At 75.1% G+C, this 16,651-nt stretch carries 14 protein-coding genes; 6 read left to right on the top strand and 8 right to left on the bottom strand.

Translation table 11 applies throughout. The annotated features are described in order from the left end of the window. On the bottom strand, window positions 1-2,020 hold a 2,020-nt coding region (locus IDM29_RS08360), incomplete at its 3' end, for a GNAT family N-acetyltransferase (protein ID WP_188037415.1). A gap of 101 nt (window positions 2,021-2,121) precedes the next feature. On the opposite strand from IDM29_RS08360, the gene IDM29_RS08355 reads away from it, so the two are divergent. Continuing rightward, entirely contained in the window at window positions 2,122-4,572 is a 2,451-nt protein-coding gene (locus IDM29_RS08355; protein ID WP_182111319.1) for a DNA topoisomerase (ATP-hydrolyzing) subunit A, read from the top strand. A 42-nt stretch (window positions 4,573-4,614) separates the two neighbouring features. Here the strand turns inward: IDM29_RS08355 and IDM29_RS08350 are convergent, their stop codons facing one another. Together IDM29_RS08350 and IDM29_RS08345 are read right to left on the bottom strand one after the other, a co-directional pair. Continuing rightward, a complete protein-coding gene (locus IDM29_RS08350; protein WP_182114180.1) occupies window positions 4,615-5,631 on the bottom strand; it encodes a GNAT family N-acetyltransferase in 1,017 nt (338 codons plus the stop codon). 33 nt (window positions 5,632-5,664) lie between these two features. Further along, window positions 5,665-7,794, bottom strand: a complete 2,130-nt coding sequence (locus tag IDM29_RS08345) for a type IIA DNA topoisomerase subunit B (RefSeq protein ID WP_182111320.1) — start codon at window positions 7,792-7,794, stop codon at window positions 5,665-5,667. A 178-nt stretch (window positions 7,795-7,972) separates the two neighbouring features. Here IDM29_RS08345 and IDM29_RS08340 point away from each other — a divergent pair, with 178 nt between their 5' ends. Together IDM29_RS08340 and IDM29_RS08335 are read left to right on the top strand one after the other, a co-directional pair. Further along, window positions 7,973-8,185: a hypothetical protein gene (locus IDM29_RS08340; protein WP_182111321.1), complete on the top strand. Its 213-nt coding sequence runs from the start codon at window positions 7,973-7,975 to the stop codon at window positions 8,183-8,185. 240 nt (window positions 8,186-8,425) lie between these two features. Beyond that, window positions 8,426-8,899, top strand: a complete 474-nt coding sequence (locus tag IDM29_RS08335; RefSeq protein WP_255491891.1) for a DUF456 domain-containing protein — start codon at window positions 8,426-8,428, stop codon at window positions 8,897-8,899. 38 nt (window positions 8,900-8,937) lie between these two features. Here IDM29_RS08335 and IDM29_RS08330 read toward each other — a convergent pair whose 3' ends face one another. From IDM29_RS08330 to IDM29_RS08315, 4 genes are all read right to left on the bottom strand, one after another. Next, entirely contained in the window at window positions 8,938-9,150 is a 213-nt protein-coding gene (locus IDM29_RS08330; RefSeq protein ID WP_182111322.1) for a hypothetical protein, read from the bottom strand. Window positions 9,151-9,162: 12 nt separating this feature from the next. Then, on the bottom strand, window positions 9,163-10,734 hold the full coding sequence (locus IDM29_RS08325; RefSeq protein WP_255491531.1) for an RNA polymerase sigma factor: 1,572 nt from the start codon (window positions 10,732-10,734) through the stop codon (window positions 9,163-9,165). A 226-nt stretch (window positions 10,735-10,960) separates the two neighbouring features. Then, entirely contained in the window at window positions 10,961-11,359 is a 399-nt protein-coding gene (locus IDM29_RS08320) for a universal stress protein (RefSeq protein WP_182111323.1), read from the bottom strand. A 74-nt stretch (window positions 11,360-11,433) separates the two neighbouring features. Next, the gene (locus tag IDM29_RS08315; protein WP_182111324.1) at window positions 11,434-12,597 is read right to left on the bottom strand and encodes a DUF4192 family protein; all 1,164 of its coding nucleotides are present in this window, start codon (window positions 12,595-12,597) and stop codon (window positions 11,434-11,436) included. A gap of 175 nt (window positions 12,598-12,772) precedes the next feature. On the opposite strand from IDM29_RS08315, the gene IDM29_RS08310 reads away from it, so the two are divergent. Continuing rightward, window positions 12,773-13,927 (top strand): polyprenyl synthetase family protein, encoded by a 1,155-nt coding sequence (locus tag IDM29_RS08310; RefSeq protein WP_370525716.1) that lies wholly within the window; start codon window positions 12,773-12,775, stop codon window positions 13,925-13,927. Between the two features lie 40 nt (window positions 13,928-13,967). Here the strand turns inward: IDM29_RS08310 and IDM29_RS08305 are convergent, their stop codons facing one another. Continuing rightward, window positions 13,968-14,357 (bottom strand): Rv2175c family DNA-binding protein, encoded by a 390-nt coding sequence (locus IDM29_RS08305; protein ID WP_182111325.1) that lies wholly within the window; start codon window positions 14,355-14,357, stop codon window positions 13,968-13,970. Between the two features lie 172 nt (window positions 14,358-14,529). On the opposite strand from IDM29_RS08305, the gene IDM29_RS08300 reads away from it, so the two are divergent. Together IDM29_RS08300 and IDM29_RS08295 are read left to right on the top strand one after the other, a co-directional pair. Beyond that, window positions 14,530-15,702 (top strand): LysM peptidoglycan-binding domain-containing protein, encoded by a 1,173-nt coding sequence (locus IDM29_RS08300; protein ID WP_182111326.1) that lies wholly within the window; start codon window positions 14,530-14,532, stop codon window positions 15,700-15,702. 35 nt (window positions 15,703-15,737) lie between these two features. After that, the coding region (locus tag IDM29_RS08295; protein ID WP_188037414.1) for a protein kinase at window positions 15,738-16,651 on the top strand (914 nt) is incomplete at its 3' end.

The raw sequence follows: 16,651 nt of genomic DNA, 5'->3' as shown, positions 1-16,651 counted from the left end.
GGACGGCGGCGGCGAGCGCGGCGACGCCGTCCTCGGGCGCCGCGTACGCGGGGACCGACCAGGTCCGGCCCTCGGCGTCGGTGGCCGTCAGCGCGGGCGTGATGCCGCTGAGACCGAGCACGCACGCGACGGTCGTGCGGCCCGAGCCCGCGGCGGCTCGCGCGACCGCGGCCGCGACACGGGGGTCCGGCGCGCCGAGGGTGGGGACGTGGACGACGACCACGACGTCGGTCCCGGGGTCGGCGTAGACCTCGCTCAGCGTGGCGTCGAGGAGCCGCAGCTCCTCCTCCGTCTCCCCCGCCGAGAGGATGGCGCGCCGGTCCACCACCGTCAGGCCGGCCGAGGACGCCGCCTCCGCGACGAGGGCGGCCATGGGCTCGGACCCGGTGAGCACGGCCACCCGGCGGCCGCGGGGCAGCGGCTGGTGCGCGAAGAGCTGCGCCGCGTCGAGCAGCGCGTGCTGGCTCTCGACGCGCACGACGCCGGACTGGCGCAGCACCTCGTCGAGCGCGCGCCGCGGCACGCGCGTGGTGCGCAGCGCGTGGCCGGCGGGCACGACGTGCCCGGAGCGCCCGGCGGTCAGCACGACGAGCGGCTTGCCGGAGGCGAGCCGGCGGGCGACGCGGGCGAACTTGCGGGGGTTCCCGATCGACTCGAGGTAGAGCCCGACCACCTGCGTCGCGTCGTCCTGGGTCCAGAACTGCATCAGGTCGTTGCCGGACACGTCGGCGCGGTTGCCCGAGGAGACGAAGGTCGACAGGCCGAGGCCGCGGCGTCGCGCCGAGGCGAGCAGCCCGACCGCCAGCGGCGCGGACTGGCAGAACAGCGCCAGGCTCCCCGGCTGCGGCAGCGCCGGGGTGAGCGAGGCGTTGACCGTGGGCGCGGGGTCGCCGCCCCCGGCGCCGTCACCGGACGCACCCGGGCGCGCCGACGCGTCGCCGTGGCGGAAGAAGCCGAACGACGCCGGGCCGAGCACGCGCATCCCCGCGCCGTGCGCCGCCCGCACGAGCGCCCGCTGGTGCGCGAGGCCGTCGGGTCCCGTCTCGGCGAACCCGCCCGTCAGCACGACGACGCCGTGGGCCCCGAGCCGTGCGCAGCGCCGCACGACGTCGGCGGCGCGCTCGGCGGCGACGGCCAGGACGAGCAGGTCGACCCGGCCGGGCACGGTCGCGACGTCGTCGTGGACCAGCGCGCCGGCGGCGTCGTCCGCCGTCAGTCCGACCACGTGGACGACGGGGCGCAGGACGCCGTCGGCGTCACCCGCGCCCACGGCGGGCGGGTCGCCCGGCGCACCGGTGCCGCGCAGGTGCGCGACCACGGCGAGGGCCGGTGCGCGCGTGCCCGGGCCGCCGTCCGTGACGACGAGCACCGACGCGGGGGTGAGCAGGGCGCGGACGCTGCGCGCCTCCGCCCGGTGCTCGCGGTCGGCCATGACGGCGAGCGAGCGCTCGGTGGGGTCCAGGTCGAACGACACGGTGACGATGCCGTCGTCGAGGTGCTGGCGCACGACGTAGCCGGCGACGCGGAACACACCGAGCATCTGCCCGTTCTGCGGCAGCACCTCGGCCGTGAAGCGCCGGATGCCCCGTTCGCGCGCCGCCGCCGCGAGGTGCTCCAGCAGCACGGAACCCAGCCCGCGGCCGTGGTGGTCGTCCGCGACGTTGAAGGCGACCTCGGCCTCGGCCGGGCCGGTCCGGTCGTAGCGGGCGACGGCGATGATGCGCTCGCCGCCCTCGTCCTCGGGCGCGTCGGTGACCGCGACGAGCGCGACCCGGTCGTGGTGGTCGACCTGCGTGAACCGGGTGAGATCCCGCTCGGGCAGCCGCTCCAGCTGGGCGAAGAAGCGGAAGTACGTCGAGCGCTCGGACTGCGCCACGTGGAAGGCCTGCAGCCGAGCCGCGTCCTGCGTGCGGATGGGCCGCACGTGCGCGGTGCTGCCGTCACGCAGGACGACGTCGGCCTCCCAGTGACGGGGGTAGCCCGGCGCCGTGCTCCCAGCCGGGCCCGCCGCGTCGCTCACCGGCCCAGGCTAGCCGCCGGGCGCGTCGCGGGACCGGGACCGGCGCGCCAGCAGCGACAATGGGACGTCCGCCCCGCACGAACCGAGGAGCCCCGCCGCCGATGGCCCGCCGAACCCCAGACGCGCCTGTCGGACCCGTCGCCGAGAACATCGTCGAGATCGACGTCCAGGCGGAGATGGAGGGCTCGTTCCTCGAGTACGCGTACTCGGTCATCTACGCGCGGGCCCTGCCCGACGCGCGCGACGGCCTCAAGCCCGTGCAGCGCCGCATCCTCTACCAGATGGCCGACATGGGCCTGCGCCCCGACCGGGCCCACGTGAAGTCCGCCCGCGTGGTGGGCGAGGTCATGGGCAAGCTCCACCCCCACGGCGACACGGCGATCTACGACGCGCTGGTCCGCATGGCCCAGCCGTTCTCCCTGCGCCTGCCCCTCATCGACGGCCACGGCAACTTCGGCTCCCTCGACGACGGCCCCGCGGCCCCGCGCTACACCGAGGCGCGCCTGGCCTCTGCCGCCATGGCGATGGTGACCGACCTCGACGAGGACGTCGTCGACTTCGGCCCCAACTACGACAACAAGCTGACCCAGCCCGAGGTCCTGCCCTCCGCGCTGCCGAACCTCCTCGTCAACGGCGCCTCGGGGATCGCCGTCGGCATGGCCACCAACATGGCGCCGCACAACCTCGTCGAGGTCGTCGCCGCGGCGCGCCACCTCGTGGCGAACCCCCACGCGACGCTCGAGGACCTCATGCGGTTCGTCCCCGGGCCGGACCTGCCGACCGGCGGCAAGATCGTCGGCCTCGAGGGCGTGCGCGAGGCGTACCGCACGGGGCGCGGCACCTTCCGCACGCGCGCGACCGCGCGGATCGAGAACGTCACGCCCCGCCGCAAGGGGATCGTCGTCACCGAGCTCCCCTACCTCGTCGGTCCCGAGAAGGTGATCGAGAAGATCAAGGAGGCGGTCCAGGCCAAGAAGCTGGGCGGCATCACGGCGGTCACCGACCTCACCGACCGCACCCACGGGCTCCGGCTCGTCATCGAGGTCAAGAGCGGCTTCGACCCCGAGGCCGTGCTCGAGCACCTGTACCGCTACACGCCGATGGAGGACTCCTTCGGCATCAACAACGTCGCGCTGGTCGACGGCCAGCCGCGCACCCTCGGCCTGCGGGACATGCTCGAGGTCTGGGTCAGCCACCGGCTCACGGTGGTGCGGCGGCGCACCGCGCACCGGCTCGCGCGGCGCCTCGAGCGGCTGCACCTCGTCGAGGGCCTGCTCGTCGCGATCCTCGACATCGACGAGGTCATCCAGGTGATCCGGGCGTCGGACACCGCCGAGGTCGCGCGCGAGCGCCTCATGAGCGTCTTCGACCTGTCCACGCAGCAGTCCGAGTACATCCTCGAGCTGCGGCTGCGGCGGCTCACGCGGTTCTCGCGGATCGAGCTGGAGAAGGAGGCCGAGCAGCTGCGTCGCGAGATCGCCGAGCTGGAGGCGATCCTCGCCGACGACGCGCTGCTGCGGACCGTGGTGAGCGACGAGATGGCGAAGGTCGCCGCCACCTTCGGCACGCCGCGCCGCACCATCCTGCTCGAGCACGCCGGGGGGTCCGGCGTGGTCGGAGCGCCCGCCGCCCGCACCGCGCCGCTCGAGATCGCCGACGCCCCCTGCTGGGCGCTGCTCTCCGGCACGGGCCTCCTCGCCCGTACCGCCGACGAGACCGAGCCGGCGCGCGAGGGCCGCCGCGCCGCGCACGACGTCGTCGCCTCGCGGGTGCTGACCTCCACGCGCGGCGAGATCGGGGCGGTGACGAACCGGGGCCGCGTGCTGCGCCTGCCGGTGCTGGACCTGCCCGGCATGCCGCCGACGGACGGTCCCCCGTCGCTCTCGGGCGGCGTGCCCGTCAGCGAGGTGCTCGAGCTCGGGCCCGGTGAGCGCGTCCTCGCCCTGGTCGGCCTCGACGCGGACAGCCCGACGCTGGCGCTGGGCACCGCGGGCGGCGTCGTCAAGCGCGTGGTGAGCGAGCAGGCGCCGAGCCGCGACGCGTGGGACGTCATCGGCCTGCGCGACGGCGACGAGGTGGTGGGCGCCACCGTGGTCGGGGACGACGACGAGCTCGTGCTGGTCACGAGCGACGCCCAGCTGCTGCACTTCGGGGCGGCCGCGGTGCGGCCGCAGGGCCGCCCGGCCGGCGGGATGACGGGGATCAAGCTCGCGCCCGGCGAGCGCGTGGTCTTCTTCGGCGCGGTCCCCGCGGGGACGCCCGAGGCGGTCGTCGTCACGGTCGCCGGGACCTCCGGCGCGCTGGCGGGCACGCAGCCCGGCGCCGCCAAGGTCACGCCGTTCGACGCGTACCCCGCCAAGGGTCGCGCGACCGGCGGCGTGCGGGCGCAGCGCTTCCTGCGGGGCGAGGACACGCTCCTGCTCGCCTGGGTCGGGCCGGCGCCCGTCCGGGCGACGGGCTCGGCCGGTCAGGCCCTCGAGCTGCCGCCCCTCGACCCGCGCCGCGACGGCAGCGGCGTCGCGCTGCCCGCCCCGCTGCACGCCGTCGGCTGACCGCGGGGCCGGCGCCTCGCGGGACCGCCGGCCCGGCAGGGCTCAGAGCTCGACGCTGTACAGGACCTCGCCGTGGGTGGCCTCGTAGCCCAGACGCTCGTACATGCCGTGGGCGCCGGACGGGTTGGCGGTGTCGACCCCTAGGCACGCGTACTGCATGCCGTCCGCCCGGTACGCCGTCATCGCCCGCGCCAGGAGCGCCGTGCCCAGACCGGTCCCGCGCGCCGCGCGGCGGACGCCCAGCAGCTCCGTGTAGCCGGAGGTGTACCCGTCCGCGGCCCAGTCGTCCTCGTAACGGCCCGAGATCAGGTACCCCAGGACCTCGTCCCCGTCGCCGAGCGCCACGAAGCTCCACGTGGGCGCGAAGTGCGGGCCGTGCCGCCACGTCTCCGGCGTCCGCGGCTCGGAGCCCCAGTGGTCGGCGGCGAAGGCCTCGTTGTGCGCGCGCCGCACCGCGTCGTCGAGCTCCGGCTCCCAGCCGACGACGCGCACGCCGGCGGGCACCTGGGCGTCCGGGAGCGGCTGGGCGAGGTCGCGGCGCATCTCCGTGTACCAGCGGACCGGGCTGAAGCCCGCGGCGGCCCACAGCCGCCGGTGGTCGCGGGCGGACTCGTCGACGAACACCGCCAGGCGGGCGGGCAGCTCCTTGCCGGACTCCGCCAGCTTCTGCCGACCCCGGCCCTCGAGCCAGCCCACGAGCGCCCGGCCGAGGCCGCGCCCCCGCCACCGCGGGTGCACCCCGCCGCGCAGGAACGCGCGCACCGTGCTCACGTCGCTCGGGAGCACCTCCACGAAGCCGTACGCGCGCATCACGCCGTGGGTGTCGAAGCCGCCCAGGGTGTCGCGCTCCAGGTCCTTCCAGCCGCCCTCGAACATCTCCACGACGTCCTCGTAGGACTCGCGCTGGGGCCGCGCGTCCGCCACCTGGATGGCCTCGATCAGGGCGTGCAGCGCCGTCGCGTCCCGGGCCTGCAGGGGACGCCACGACAGCTCCAGGTGCGCGTGCGGTACCTCGAGGACGTCGGGCGGGTCGGCGCGGACGGCGATCGGCTCGAGCATTGTCACGTGGGAGACCCTAGAGCGTGCCGGCGCTCAGGCGTCGATGCGGGCGCGGTCGAGCTGCGCCGCACCGGCCACGATGAAGTCGCGGCGCGGTCCGACCTCCGAGCCCATGAGGAGCTCGAAGACCGTCTCCGCGGCCGCGGCGTCCTGCGCCGTGACGCGGCGCAGGGTCCGGTGGCGGGGGTCCATCGTCGTCTCCGCGAGCTGGTCCGCGTCCATCTCGCCCAGGCCCTTGTACCGCTGGATGTCCTCCTTGTAGCGGCGCCCGGAGCGCTCGAGCTTCTTCAGCGTCGTCGCCAGCTCGGCCTCGGAGTACGTGTAGACGTACTCGTTCTTGCGCGAGCCGGCGCCGATGACCTCGATGCGGTGCAGGGGCGGGACCGCGGCGTACACGCGTCCGGCGTCGACCAGGGGACGCATGTACCGGAAGAACAGCGTGAGCAGCAGGGTCCGGATGTGGGCGCCGTCGACGTCGGCGTCCGTCATGAGCACGATCTTGCCGTAGCGCGCCGCCTCGAGGTCGAAGCTGCGCCCCGAGCCCGCGCCGAGCACCTGGATGATCGCGGCGCACTCGGCGTTCTTGAGCATGTCCGAGATCGAGGCCTTCTGGACGTTGAGGATCTTGCCGCGGATCGGCAGGAGCGCCTGGAAGTCCGAGCTGCGCGCGAGCTTGGCCGTCCCGAGCGCGCTGTCGCCCTCGACGATGAAGAGCTCGCTGCGCTCGACGTCGTCGCTGCGGCAGTCCGCGAGCTTGGCGGGCAGGGCCGAGGTCTCCAGGGCGTTCTTGCGCCGCGAGATCTCCTTCTGCTTGCGCGCCGAGAGCCGGGCCCGCATCTCGGCGACGACCTTGTCGAGCACGAGGCTGGCCTGGCCCTTGAGGTCGCGCTTGCTCGACGTCAGCAGGGCCGTGAGCTCCGTCTCCACGACCTTGGCGACGATCGCACGGACCGGTCCGGTCCCCAGGACCTCCTTGGTCTGGCCCTCGAACTGCGGCTCCGCCAGGCGGACGGTGACGACCGCGGTGAGGCCGGCGAGGACGTCGTCCTTCTCGATGCGCTCCGACGAGTCCTTCGTGGAGACCTTGAGCCGCCGGGCGTTGAGCTCGACCTGCTTGCGCAGCGTCTTGAGCAGCGCCTGCTCGAAGCCGGCCAGGTGCGTGCCGCCCTTGGGCGTCGCGATGATGTTGACGAACGAGCGGACCTCGGTGTCGTACCCGGTCCCCCACCGCAGCGCGACGTCGACCTCGGTCTCCCGCGTGACCTCCTGCGACATCAGGTGGCCGCGCCCGTCGAGCACGGGCACCGTCTCGGTGAAGGTGCCGGTGCCGGCGAGGTGCCACGTCTGCGTCACGGCCGTGTCGGGCGCCAGGAACTCGACGAAGTCGACGGTCCCGCCGTGGTGGACGAAGGTCTCCTCGTGCGGGCCCTCGGCGCCCGGCGTCCCGGGCAGGCCGCGCTCGTCGCGCACCGTGATCGTCAGCCCCGGCACGAGGAACGTCGTCTGCCGCACGCGCGAGACGAGCTCGTCGTACGAGAACACGGCCGTGCGCGGGAACACCTGGCGGTCGGCCCAGTAGCGCACGCGCGTGCCCGTCCGCGCGCGGGGGACCTTGCCGACGACGGCGAGCTCGGACGCGTCCACGAACGGGGTGAACGGCGCGTCCGGGTCGGCGCCGGCGGCCGGGTCCGCGAACCGGCCGGGCTCGCCGCGGTGGAAGGTCATCCGGTGCGTGCGACCGCCGCGGTCCACCTCGACGTCGAGCCGGGAGGACAGGGCGTTGACCACGCTCGCGCCGACGCCGTGCAGGCCGCCCGACGCCGCGTACGAGCCGCCGCCGAACTTGCCGCCGGCGTGCAGCTTGGTGAAGACGACCTCGACGCCCGAGAGCCCCGTCTTGGGCTCGACGTCGACCGGGATGCCGCGGCCGTTGTCACGCACCTCGACCGAGGAGTCCGCGTGGAGCACGATGTCGATCCGGTCGCAGTGACCGCCCAGCGCCTCGTCGACCGAGTTGTCGATGATCTCCCACAGGCAGTGCATCAGGCCGCGCGAGTCGGTGGTCCCGATGTACATGCCGGGTCGCTTGCGGACCGCCTCCAGCCCCTCGAGCACCGAGAGGTGGCGGGCGGTGTAGCTGGACTCTGACACCGTGCTGGTCACGCCCCGATCCTAGGTGCTGGGCCCGACACGCCCCGGCAGGCGCGACCGGGGCCGGGACCCCGGCCCCGGAGCGCGCGGAGGGACGCGGCTCGGGCACAAGGGACCAACGGACTACGCGGTGAGCGAATATCGCCGCTTCCGGGGGGTCAGGTCGGTGTCGGGGTGGTTGTATGGAGCGGTGACCACGACGACGACCTCCCCGTTGACCGCAGCCGATCGCTGCGACCGCTGCGGCGCTCAGGCATACGTGCGTGTCGTGCTGCCGACCGGCGAGCTCCTCTTCTGCGCCCACCACGGTCGCCGCCACGCGTCCGCGTTCGCGGACGTCGCGGTGAGCGTCCAGGACGAGACCGAGCGGCTCCTCGAGGAGCACGGCGCACCGACCCGCTGACATCCACGACCGCCGCCTGGCGCGGCGACCCGCTCGCACGACGAGCCTCCAGGGCCCGGGACACCGTCCCGGGCCCTGCGTCGTTGATCGGCCTGCGTCGTCCTGTGTCGTCGATGGGCCCCGCGTCGTCGGCCGTTCGCGTCGTAGGCTCTGCTGCCGACCCCGGCGCAGCGCCGCCCGCCGGCGCCCTGCCTCCCCCGCAGCCGCGCTGCCCGCCCCCTGGAGTGACCGTTGGACCTCGTGGACCTGCTCGTCGGACTCGCCATCCTGGTCGGCCTGGTCGGCATCGTCGTGCCGGTGCTGCCGGGGTCCCTGCTCATCGCGGTCGCCCTGCTCGTGTGGGCGATCGACACCGGGACCGTCACCGGCTGGGTCGTGCTCGGCATCGCCCTGCTCCTGCTCGCGGCCGGGTGGGCCGCGACCTACGTCGTCGCGGGCAAGCGGGTCAGCGACGCCGGCGTGCCACGCCGCTCGCTGCTCGTGGCGGGGCTCGCGGGGATCGTGGGCTTCTTCGTGATCCCCGTGATCGGGCTGCTCGTGTTCTTCCCGCTGGCCCTGTTCGGCATGGAGTACCTGCGTCTGCGCGACGTCGCGCAGGCGCGCGGCTCGGCGATGGTCGCGCTCAAGGCGACGGCGCTCGGCATGGTGATCGAGCTCGGTCTGGCGTGCATCGCCGCCGCGACGTGGCTGCTCGCGGCGGTGTTCGGCGGCTGACCCCGCGGTCCGGGCACGTCCGGGACCGGGGGCCCGGCTCAGACCAGCGGCCGCCGACCGGGCTGGCCCACCGGCGCCCGCCCGCGACGCGCGTCGCGCACGAGGAGCACGGCGCCGCCGACGAGGCCGAGCGCCGAGATCGCGACCAGCAGCCCGTCGTAGGAGCCGTGCACGCGGCCGACGACGAGCACGCCCGCGGCCCCGAGCACGGCGAGGGCGGCCAGCACACGGCCGGCCGCCCTCGCGCTCATGCGTGGCACAGGTCAGTCGAGGTAGTCGCGCAGCACCTGCGAACGGCTCGGGTGGCGGAGCTTCGACATGGTCTTGGACTCGATCTGCCGGATCCGCTCGCGCGTCACCCCGTAGACCTTGCCGATCTCGTCGAGCGTCTTGGGCTGCCCGTCCGTGAGGCCGAACCGCATGGACACGACGCCGGCCTCGCGCTCCGAGAGCGTGTCGAGCACCTGGTGCAGCTGCTCCTGCAGGAGCGTGAAGCTCACCGCGTCCGCAGGCACGACGGCCTCGGAGTCCTCGATGAGGTCGCCGAACTCGCTGTCGCCGTCCTCGCCGAGCGGCGTGTGCAGGGAGATGGGCTCGCGGCCGTACTTCTGGACCTCGACGACCTTCTCCGGGGTCATGTCGAGCTCCTTGGCGAGCTCCTCAGGCGTGGGCTCGCGGCCCAGGTCCTGGAGCATCTGCCGCTGCACCCGGGCGAGCTTGTTGATGACCTCGACCATGTGGACCGGGATGCGGATGGTCCGCGCCTGGTCCGCCATCGCGCGGGTGATGGCCTGGCGGATCCACCACGTCGCGTAGGTCGAGAACTTGTAGCCCTTGGTGTAGTCGAACTTCTCGACCGCACGGATGAGGCCGAGGTTGCCCTCCTGGATCAGGTCCAGGAAGAGCATGCCGCGGCCGGTGTAGCGCTTGGCGAGCGAGACGACGAGGCGCAGGTTGGCCTCGAGCAGGTGGTTCTTCGCCCGGCGCCCGTCGGACGCGATCCACTCGAGCTCGCGCCGCAGCTTGGGCTCGAGCTTCGGGTTCGCGGCCAGCTTCTCGTCGGCGAACAGGCCGGCCTCGATCCGCTTGGCGAGCTCGACCTCCTGCTCCGCGTTGAGGAGCGCGACCTTGCCGATCTGCTTGAGGTAGTCCTTGACCGGGTCGGCCGTGGCGCCCGCCGTGACGACCTGCTGCGCCGGGGCGTCGTCGTCGTCGGCGTCGGAGTAGGTGAACCCGGCGTCCTCGGTCTCCTCCTCCTTGGCGGCGGGCTTCGCGGTCGTCTCGCCGTCCTCCGTCGTGCCCGCGTCCTCGGCGTCGCCCTCGACGACGACGACGTCCTCGACCACGACGTCCTCGACGACCACGTCGTCGTCGCCGGGCTCGACGTCGTCCGTGGGCTCCACGTCCTCGCCGCCGGCGGCGGCCTTGGCGGCCGCCTTCGCCTTGGCGGTCGCGGGGCCCTTGGACGCGGCCTTGGCGGCTGCCGGCTTGGCGGCGGCCTTGGCGGTCGCGGACTTCGTGGTGGCGCGCTTCGCCGCGGGCTTGGCCGGCGCGGCGCCGTCCGCCTCGGGCGCGAGGGCGGTCGTGGTGCCGGACCGGCGGGTCGCGGCGGCCGCCACGGCGGGGCGCGTGGGCTCGCTCACGGAGATGCCCGCGTCGGACAGGCCACGCAGGATGCTCCGCAGGCGTGCGGGCGCCACGTCCGCGACCTCGCAGGCGTGGCGCAGGTCCGCTGCGTCGACGGTGCCGTGCGTGTGGCCGCGGCGGACGAGCTCCTGCAGGGCAGGGTGCTCGAACTCACGCGGGAGGGAAGAACGAGAAGAGAGGGATGACACGTAGAACCTTTCGGCAGCGCCAGGCTCGCAGAGATTGGTCCGGGAGTAGACGCACATTGTAACGTCAGGAGGGTCCCGATCCATGCCTCGAAGGCCGTCCGAGTGACGATCCGCGGCGGCGGCAGGGCGCCCGACGGCGCTGCCGGGGGCGCATTCGGGACCTCTGCGGGCGCGCCCGCCACCGCGCCCGGTCCTCAGGACGCGGGTGCTCCCGACGTCGGGAGGCTCAGGACGCAGGCGGCTTGACCGCGAGCACGGGGCACGGCGCGTCCAGCAGGATGCGCTGGGCGTTGGACCCCAGGAGCAGCTTGCCGACCGGGCTGCGCCGGCGCAGGCCGATGACGATGAGCTGGGCACCGCCGGAGCGGGCGGCGTCGATGATGTCCTCGGCGACGTCGCGTCCGCCCGTGGTGCGGCGGACGTCGAGGGCGACCCCGCTGTCGGCCACGCGGGTGCGGAGGTCGGCGGCCTGGGCCTCGAGGTCCGGCGTCTCGCCGCCGAAGCGGTGTCCCCGCTCGCTGAGGACCACCACGAGGTCGACGCCCCGTGCCTTGGCCTCGGCGACGGCCGTGTCGAACGCGGCGTCGCCCTCCGGTGTCGCGACGTAGCCGACCACCACGCTCATCTGTCCTCCTCTGGACTGGCCCAGCGGGAGCGACGCTACCCGATCACGGGACGGCCCACCGACGTGCCCGCACGTCAGCCGCGTGCCGGGCGCAGCCATCCCGGCGGCATGCCCGCCGCCAGCGCCTCGCCGAGCAGCGCGGCGAGCCGGTAGGACGGTTCGACCTCGAGCACCCGCTCGAGCAGCACGGCCGCCCTGGCCCCCTCCCCCTGCCACCACGCGAGGACGCCGAGGAGAGTCAGCGGTGGCGCGAGCGCGCGGCGTGGGCAGTGCGCGGCGACCTGCTCGAGCAGCGCGACGGCGCCGGCGAGCAGCGCCGGGTCCGGCGGCACGCCCGCGACCGGGTCGACGATGGCGTCCAGGGCGGCGCCGACGCCCTCGTCGTGGCCCGCGAGGACGCCGTCCGCGACGGGGCCGCCGTCCGGGACCAGGCTCAGCAGGACGCCGTCGCGGCACCGGACGTCGGCCAGGACCGCCTGCAGGCGTCCCGCGACGACCGTCGTCAGACGCGGGCCGGGCGCGCCGCGCGAACCTCCCGCTCCCGCGGCGGTGCCTCCACGCACCGCCGGAGCCAGCGCACCGGCCGCACGGGCCAGCTCGGCCCGCCACAGGTCCATCCCTTCCCGACGCCACGCGACCAGCTCGGCCGGGTCGACGGCGTCCGCGGCGTGGCGCGACCAGCGGGCCGCGGCGCGACGCGCACTGCGGCGAGCCGCCGCGGGCGCGAGAGGGATCTGCGCCACCTCGGCCCGGGACGCCAGCACCGCGGCGCCCGCGAGGACCATGTGCAGGCCGACCTCGGTGGACTGCAGGTCCGCGAGCGGCCGCCCCTCGGCAGGGCAGCACGCGGCGTCGGCACACCCGGCCGCGTAGTAGCCGGTCGGCCCGACCACCCAGCACTCGACGCCCTGCAGGCGCGGCGCGGCCGCCGCCAGGACGTGGGCCCGCGCGGCGCGGACCTCGGCCGCCGCGTCTGCGCGGGGCCCGCGGGGGTAGAGCACGAGCACCGCGCGGTCGGCGCCGTCGTCCACGAGGTGGGTGACCAGCGAGCGCGCGATGCCGGGCCCCGTCGCGGGGTCCACGAGGTCGGGCAGGTCGACCCGCGCGACGAGCCCGACGCGGCCCCGGTCCCCGCGGAGGCTGACGAGCACGGCGCTGTCGGTGGGACGGAACCCGAGCTGGTACGGCACGAGGGACAGCAGCTCGCGCGGCTCGGCGGTGCGGATGGTCGTCGGCATGGGCCCATCCGAGCCGACCGCGGGGCCGCCGTGGCGCCGGGACCCTCGCGCCTGTGGAGAACCGGGACTGTGGAGAACCGGGACCCCGTGGACCGGCACCGTCGCGGACGGCACCGTCGCGGACCGGCGCCGTCGCGGCCGCCGTGGGTCGGCTGCCCTCGCCTAGGCTGGCCGCGTGCAGCCGCCCCACCCGCTCCCCGGCACCGGCCCGACCACCGGCGACGACGTCCCCGGTGCGGCCACCGCGATCGCTCGCGTGCGGCCCGGCGTGGAGGCCGCCCTGCACGCCCACCTCGAGGACCTCGCCGCCGAGCTCGACGGCATCGGCCCGGACGCCGCGGCCCTGGTGGAGGCCATGACGGCGATGCTCGCCGGGGGCAAGCGCATGCGGGCCGCCCTGTGCTACTGGTCCTGGCGCGCGCACGGGGGCGACGCGGACGACCCGGTGCAGGAGGCGGCGGCGCTGCGCTGCGGCGCGGCCCTCGAGCTCTTCCAGGCGGCCGCCCTGTTCCACGACGACGTCATGGACGGCTCGGACACCCGGCGCGGACGTCCGTCGGCCCACCGCGCCTTCGAGGCGCGCCACGTCGAGCAGGGATGGTCCGGCCCGGCCCACCGGTTCGGGGAGTCGGCCGCGATCCTGCTCGGCGACCTCGCCCTCATCGCGTGCGACCGCGAGCTCACGGCCGCGACCACGCCGCTCGCCCCCGAGCGCGCGCGCGCCGTCCGCGCCGTCTTCGACACGATGCGCACCGAGGTCACGGTGGGCCAGTACCTCGACGTCCTCGCGCAGACGCTGCCCTGGGGCACCGACCCGGCCGCCGACGAGGCCCGGGCCCGGGAGGTGGTGCGCGCCAAGAGCGCCCGGTACAGCGTCGAGCACCCCCTCACGCTCGGCGCGACCCTCGCCGGGGCGGGACCCGACGCCCTCGCGCGGTGCCGCGAGGTCGGCCTGCCGCTCGGCGAGGCGTTCCAGCTGCGCGACGACGTGCTGGGCGTCTTCGGCGAGCCGGCCGCCACGGGCAAGCCCGCCGGCGACGACCTGCGCGAGGGCAAGCGCACGGTGCTCGTCGCGCGCGCGCTCGGGGCGGCCTCCGCCGCCGACCGGGCCCTCGTGCTGGAGCACCTCGGGCGTCAGGACCTCACCGAGCTGGACGTCGAGCGGCTCCGGGCGACCCTGCGCGGGTCCGGCGCCGTCGACGCGGTCGAGGCGCTCATCGACGACCTCGCCGACCCGCCCCTGCGGACCCTGGCCGCCTCGGACCTCGAGCCGGAGGGGCGCGACATGCTCGTCGCCCTCGGCGCCGCCCTGGTCCGCCGCCGCGCCTGAGGGCGGGTCGCCCGCGCGGCGCGGTCGGAGGACCGGAGGGCTAGAGGGCCAGCGCCTGGGCGCGCCGGCGGATCTCCGTCTTGTGCCCCGCGCGCAGCGCGTCCACCGGCGTCGAGGGCCGCGTGGCGCCCGTGCCCAGCGACTCGAGCGAGGGGTCAGGCGTGAACAGCCACGCGACCGTCTCCTCGTCCGAGAACCCGGCGTCGCGCAGCAGGACGAGCGTGCCCTGCAGCGACGGCACGACCTCCCAGCCCGACGCCGTCTCGATGAGGAACTTCGCGGGCACCGCCAGGATGCGCCGCTCCCCCTGGCGCACGGCCAGGAGCTTGTCCTCCTGCAGCAGGCGCCGCACCTTGCCCACGTCCGTGCCGAGCCGCTCGGCGACGTCGGGAAGGGGGAGCCACTCGTCGACCAGGTCCTCGAAAGTCACCTCCCCAGCCTACGGTCACCCGCCCGGACCATGCCGTCGCCTTCCGTCGGCGAGCCGGGCGCGGTAGTTTTCACATCTGTCACACCAGTAACACTGGCAACTTCAGCCCCTCAGGCACCGCAATGGCTCCGGGGGACGGCCGGTCGCACTCCGCTCAACCGAAGGTGAAGCCATGTCGAACGCCGCCGCTCTGCGGTCCCCGTCCCCCACGCGCCGCGTGGCCGGGGGGACCGGCATGACCGTCGCCCTGGCCGTCGCGGGCGTCGCCGCGGGTGCCACCAGCGCGCACGCGCAGGACTACGAGGTGCGCTCGGGCGACACGGTGAGCCACATCGCCCAGCGGACCTCGACCAGCGTGAGCGCCATCGTCGCCGCGAACGGCCTCGACGCCCGGGCGTCGATCCGTGCCGGCCAGCGCCTCGTCATCCCCACCGCGACGGCAGCGGCACCGGCAGCCGTCCCGGCAGCCCCCGCGGTGACCACGCACCACGTGGTCCGCGGCGACACCGTCTCCGGGCTCGCGACGCGCTACGGGACGACGACGGCCTCGATCGTCGCCGCGAACGGCCTGGGCGCCGACGCCATGATCCGCATCGGTCAGGCCCTGACCATCCCGAGCGGCTCCGCCCCGGCCGCCCCCGCGGCGGCCGCGCCCGTCGCCGCGCCGCCCAGCACCACCGGCCACACCGTCGTGGCGGGCGAGACGGTCTCCGGCATCGCGACGCGGTACGGCACGACGACGTCGGCGATCATCAGCGCCAACGGGCTGGGCGCCGACGCGTTCATCCGCGCGGGCCAGACGCTCCAGGTCCCCGGTGCGGGCGCCGCGACCGCCCCGGCGGCCGCGCCGACCACCCAGCTGGTCGGGAACACGTTCGCGGGGCGGACCTACCCGCAGGCCACCGTGGACTCGGCGAACGCCAACAAGGCGGCGCTCCTCGCGGCCGGCGTGCCCAGCAAGGCCGATATGCAGGCGCTGGTCGTCAGCACGGCGCGCACGATGGGCGTCGACCCGGCGCTCGCGCAGGCGATCGCCTTCCAGGAGTCGGGCTTCAACCAGGCGGCCGTCTCCCCCGCCAACGCGATCGGCACGATGCAGGTCATCCCGACCTCCGGCGCCTGGGCCTCCGACCTCGTGGGGCGGCCCCTGAACCTGCTCGACCCCCGGGACAACGTCACGGCGGGCGTGGCCATCCTCAAGCAGCTCGTCGCGACGAGCCCCGACCTGCCGACCGCCATCGCGAGCTACTACCAGGGCCAGGCCGGCGTCCGGAAGTACGGCATGTACGCCGACACGCGGGTCTACGTCGCGAACATCCAGACGCACATGACGCGGTACGCCTGACGGGTTCCGCGGACCGGCTTCCGTAGACTGCCGACGTGGCAGCCACCCTCGCGGACCCCCTCCTCGGTCACCTGATCGACGGACGGTACGAGGTGCTCTCCCGGATCGCGCGGGGCGGCATGGCGACCGTCTACCTCGCCGTCGACCGCCGCCTGGACCGCGAGGTCGCGATCAAGGTGATGCACCCCCACCTCGCGGAGGGCGGGACGGGCGCCGAGTTCGTCGCACGCTTCCGCCGCGAGGCGCGCGCCGCCGCCCGGCTCACGCACCCGGGGCTCGTCGGCGTCTTCGACCAAGGGCTCGACGGCGAGACGAGCTACCTGACGATGGAGTACGTCGAGGGCACCGACCTGCGTCGCCGCCTCACCGACGAGGGCGCCCTGACGGTCGGCGAGACCCTCGACACCCTCACGGCGATCCTCGACGCGCTGGCTGCCGCCCACCGCGTCGGGCTGGTCCACCGGGACGTCAAGCCCGAGAACGTGCTGCTGGCCACCGACGGGCGGATCAAGGTCGCCGACTTCGGGCTCGCACGCGCCGTCACGGAGGTCACCGCGACGACCACCGGGACCGTGCTCGGCACCGTCGCGTACCTGGCACCGGAGCTGGTGGCGCACGGCACCAGCGACACCCGCACGGACGTCTACGCCGTCGGGATCCTCGCGTACGAGATGCTCACCGGCACGCAGCCCTTCACGGGCGCGACGCCGATCCAGATCGCCTACCAGCACGTGAACTCCGACGTGCCCCCGCCCTCGGACGCGGTGACCTGGCTCCCCGCCGAGATCGACGAGCTCGTCGGCGCGCTGGCGGCGAGGGCGCCCGACGAGCGTCCCGTCGACGCCGCCGCGGCGCTCGAGCTCGTGCGCCGCACCCGGGAGTCGCTCGACGAGGCCACGCTCGCGCGGCGCGCCGACGTGACGCCGACGGTGGTGGCGGCGCCGCCCCA

The organism is Actinotalea sp. JY-7885, assembly GCF_014525465.1.
GTDB lineage: Bacteria > Actinomycetota > Actinomycetes > Actinomycetales > Cellulomonadaceae > Actinotalea.
This window is presented reverse-complemented; position numbering and strand designations above follow the sequence as displayed.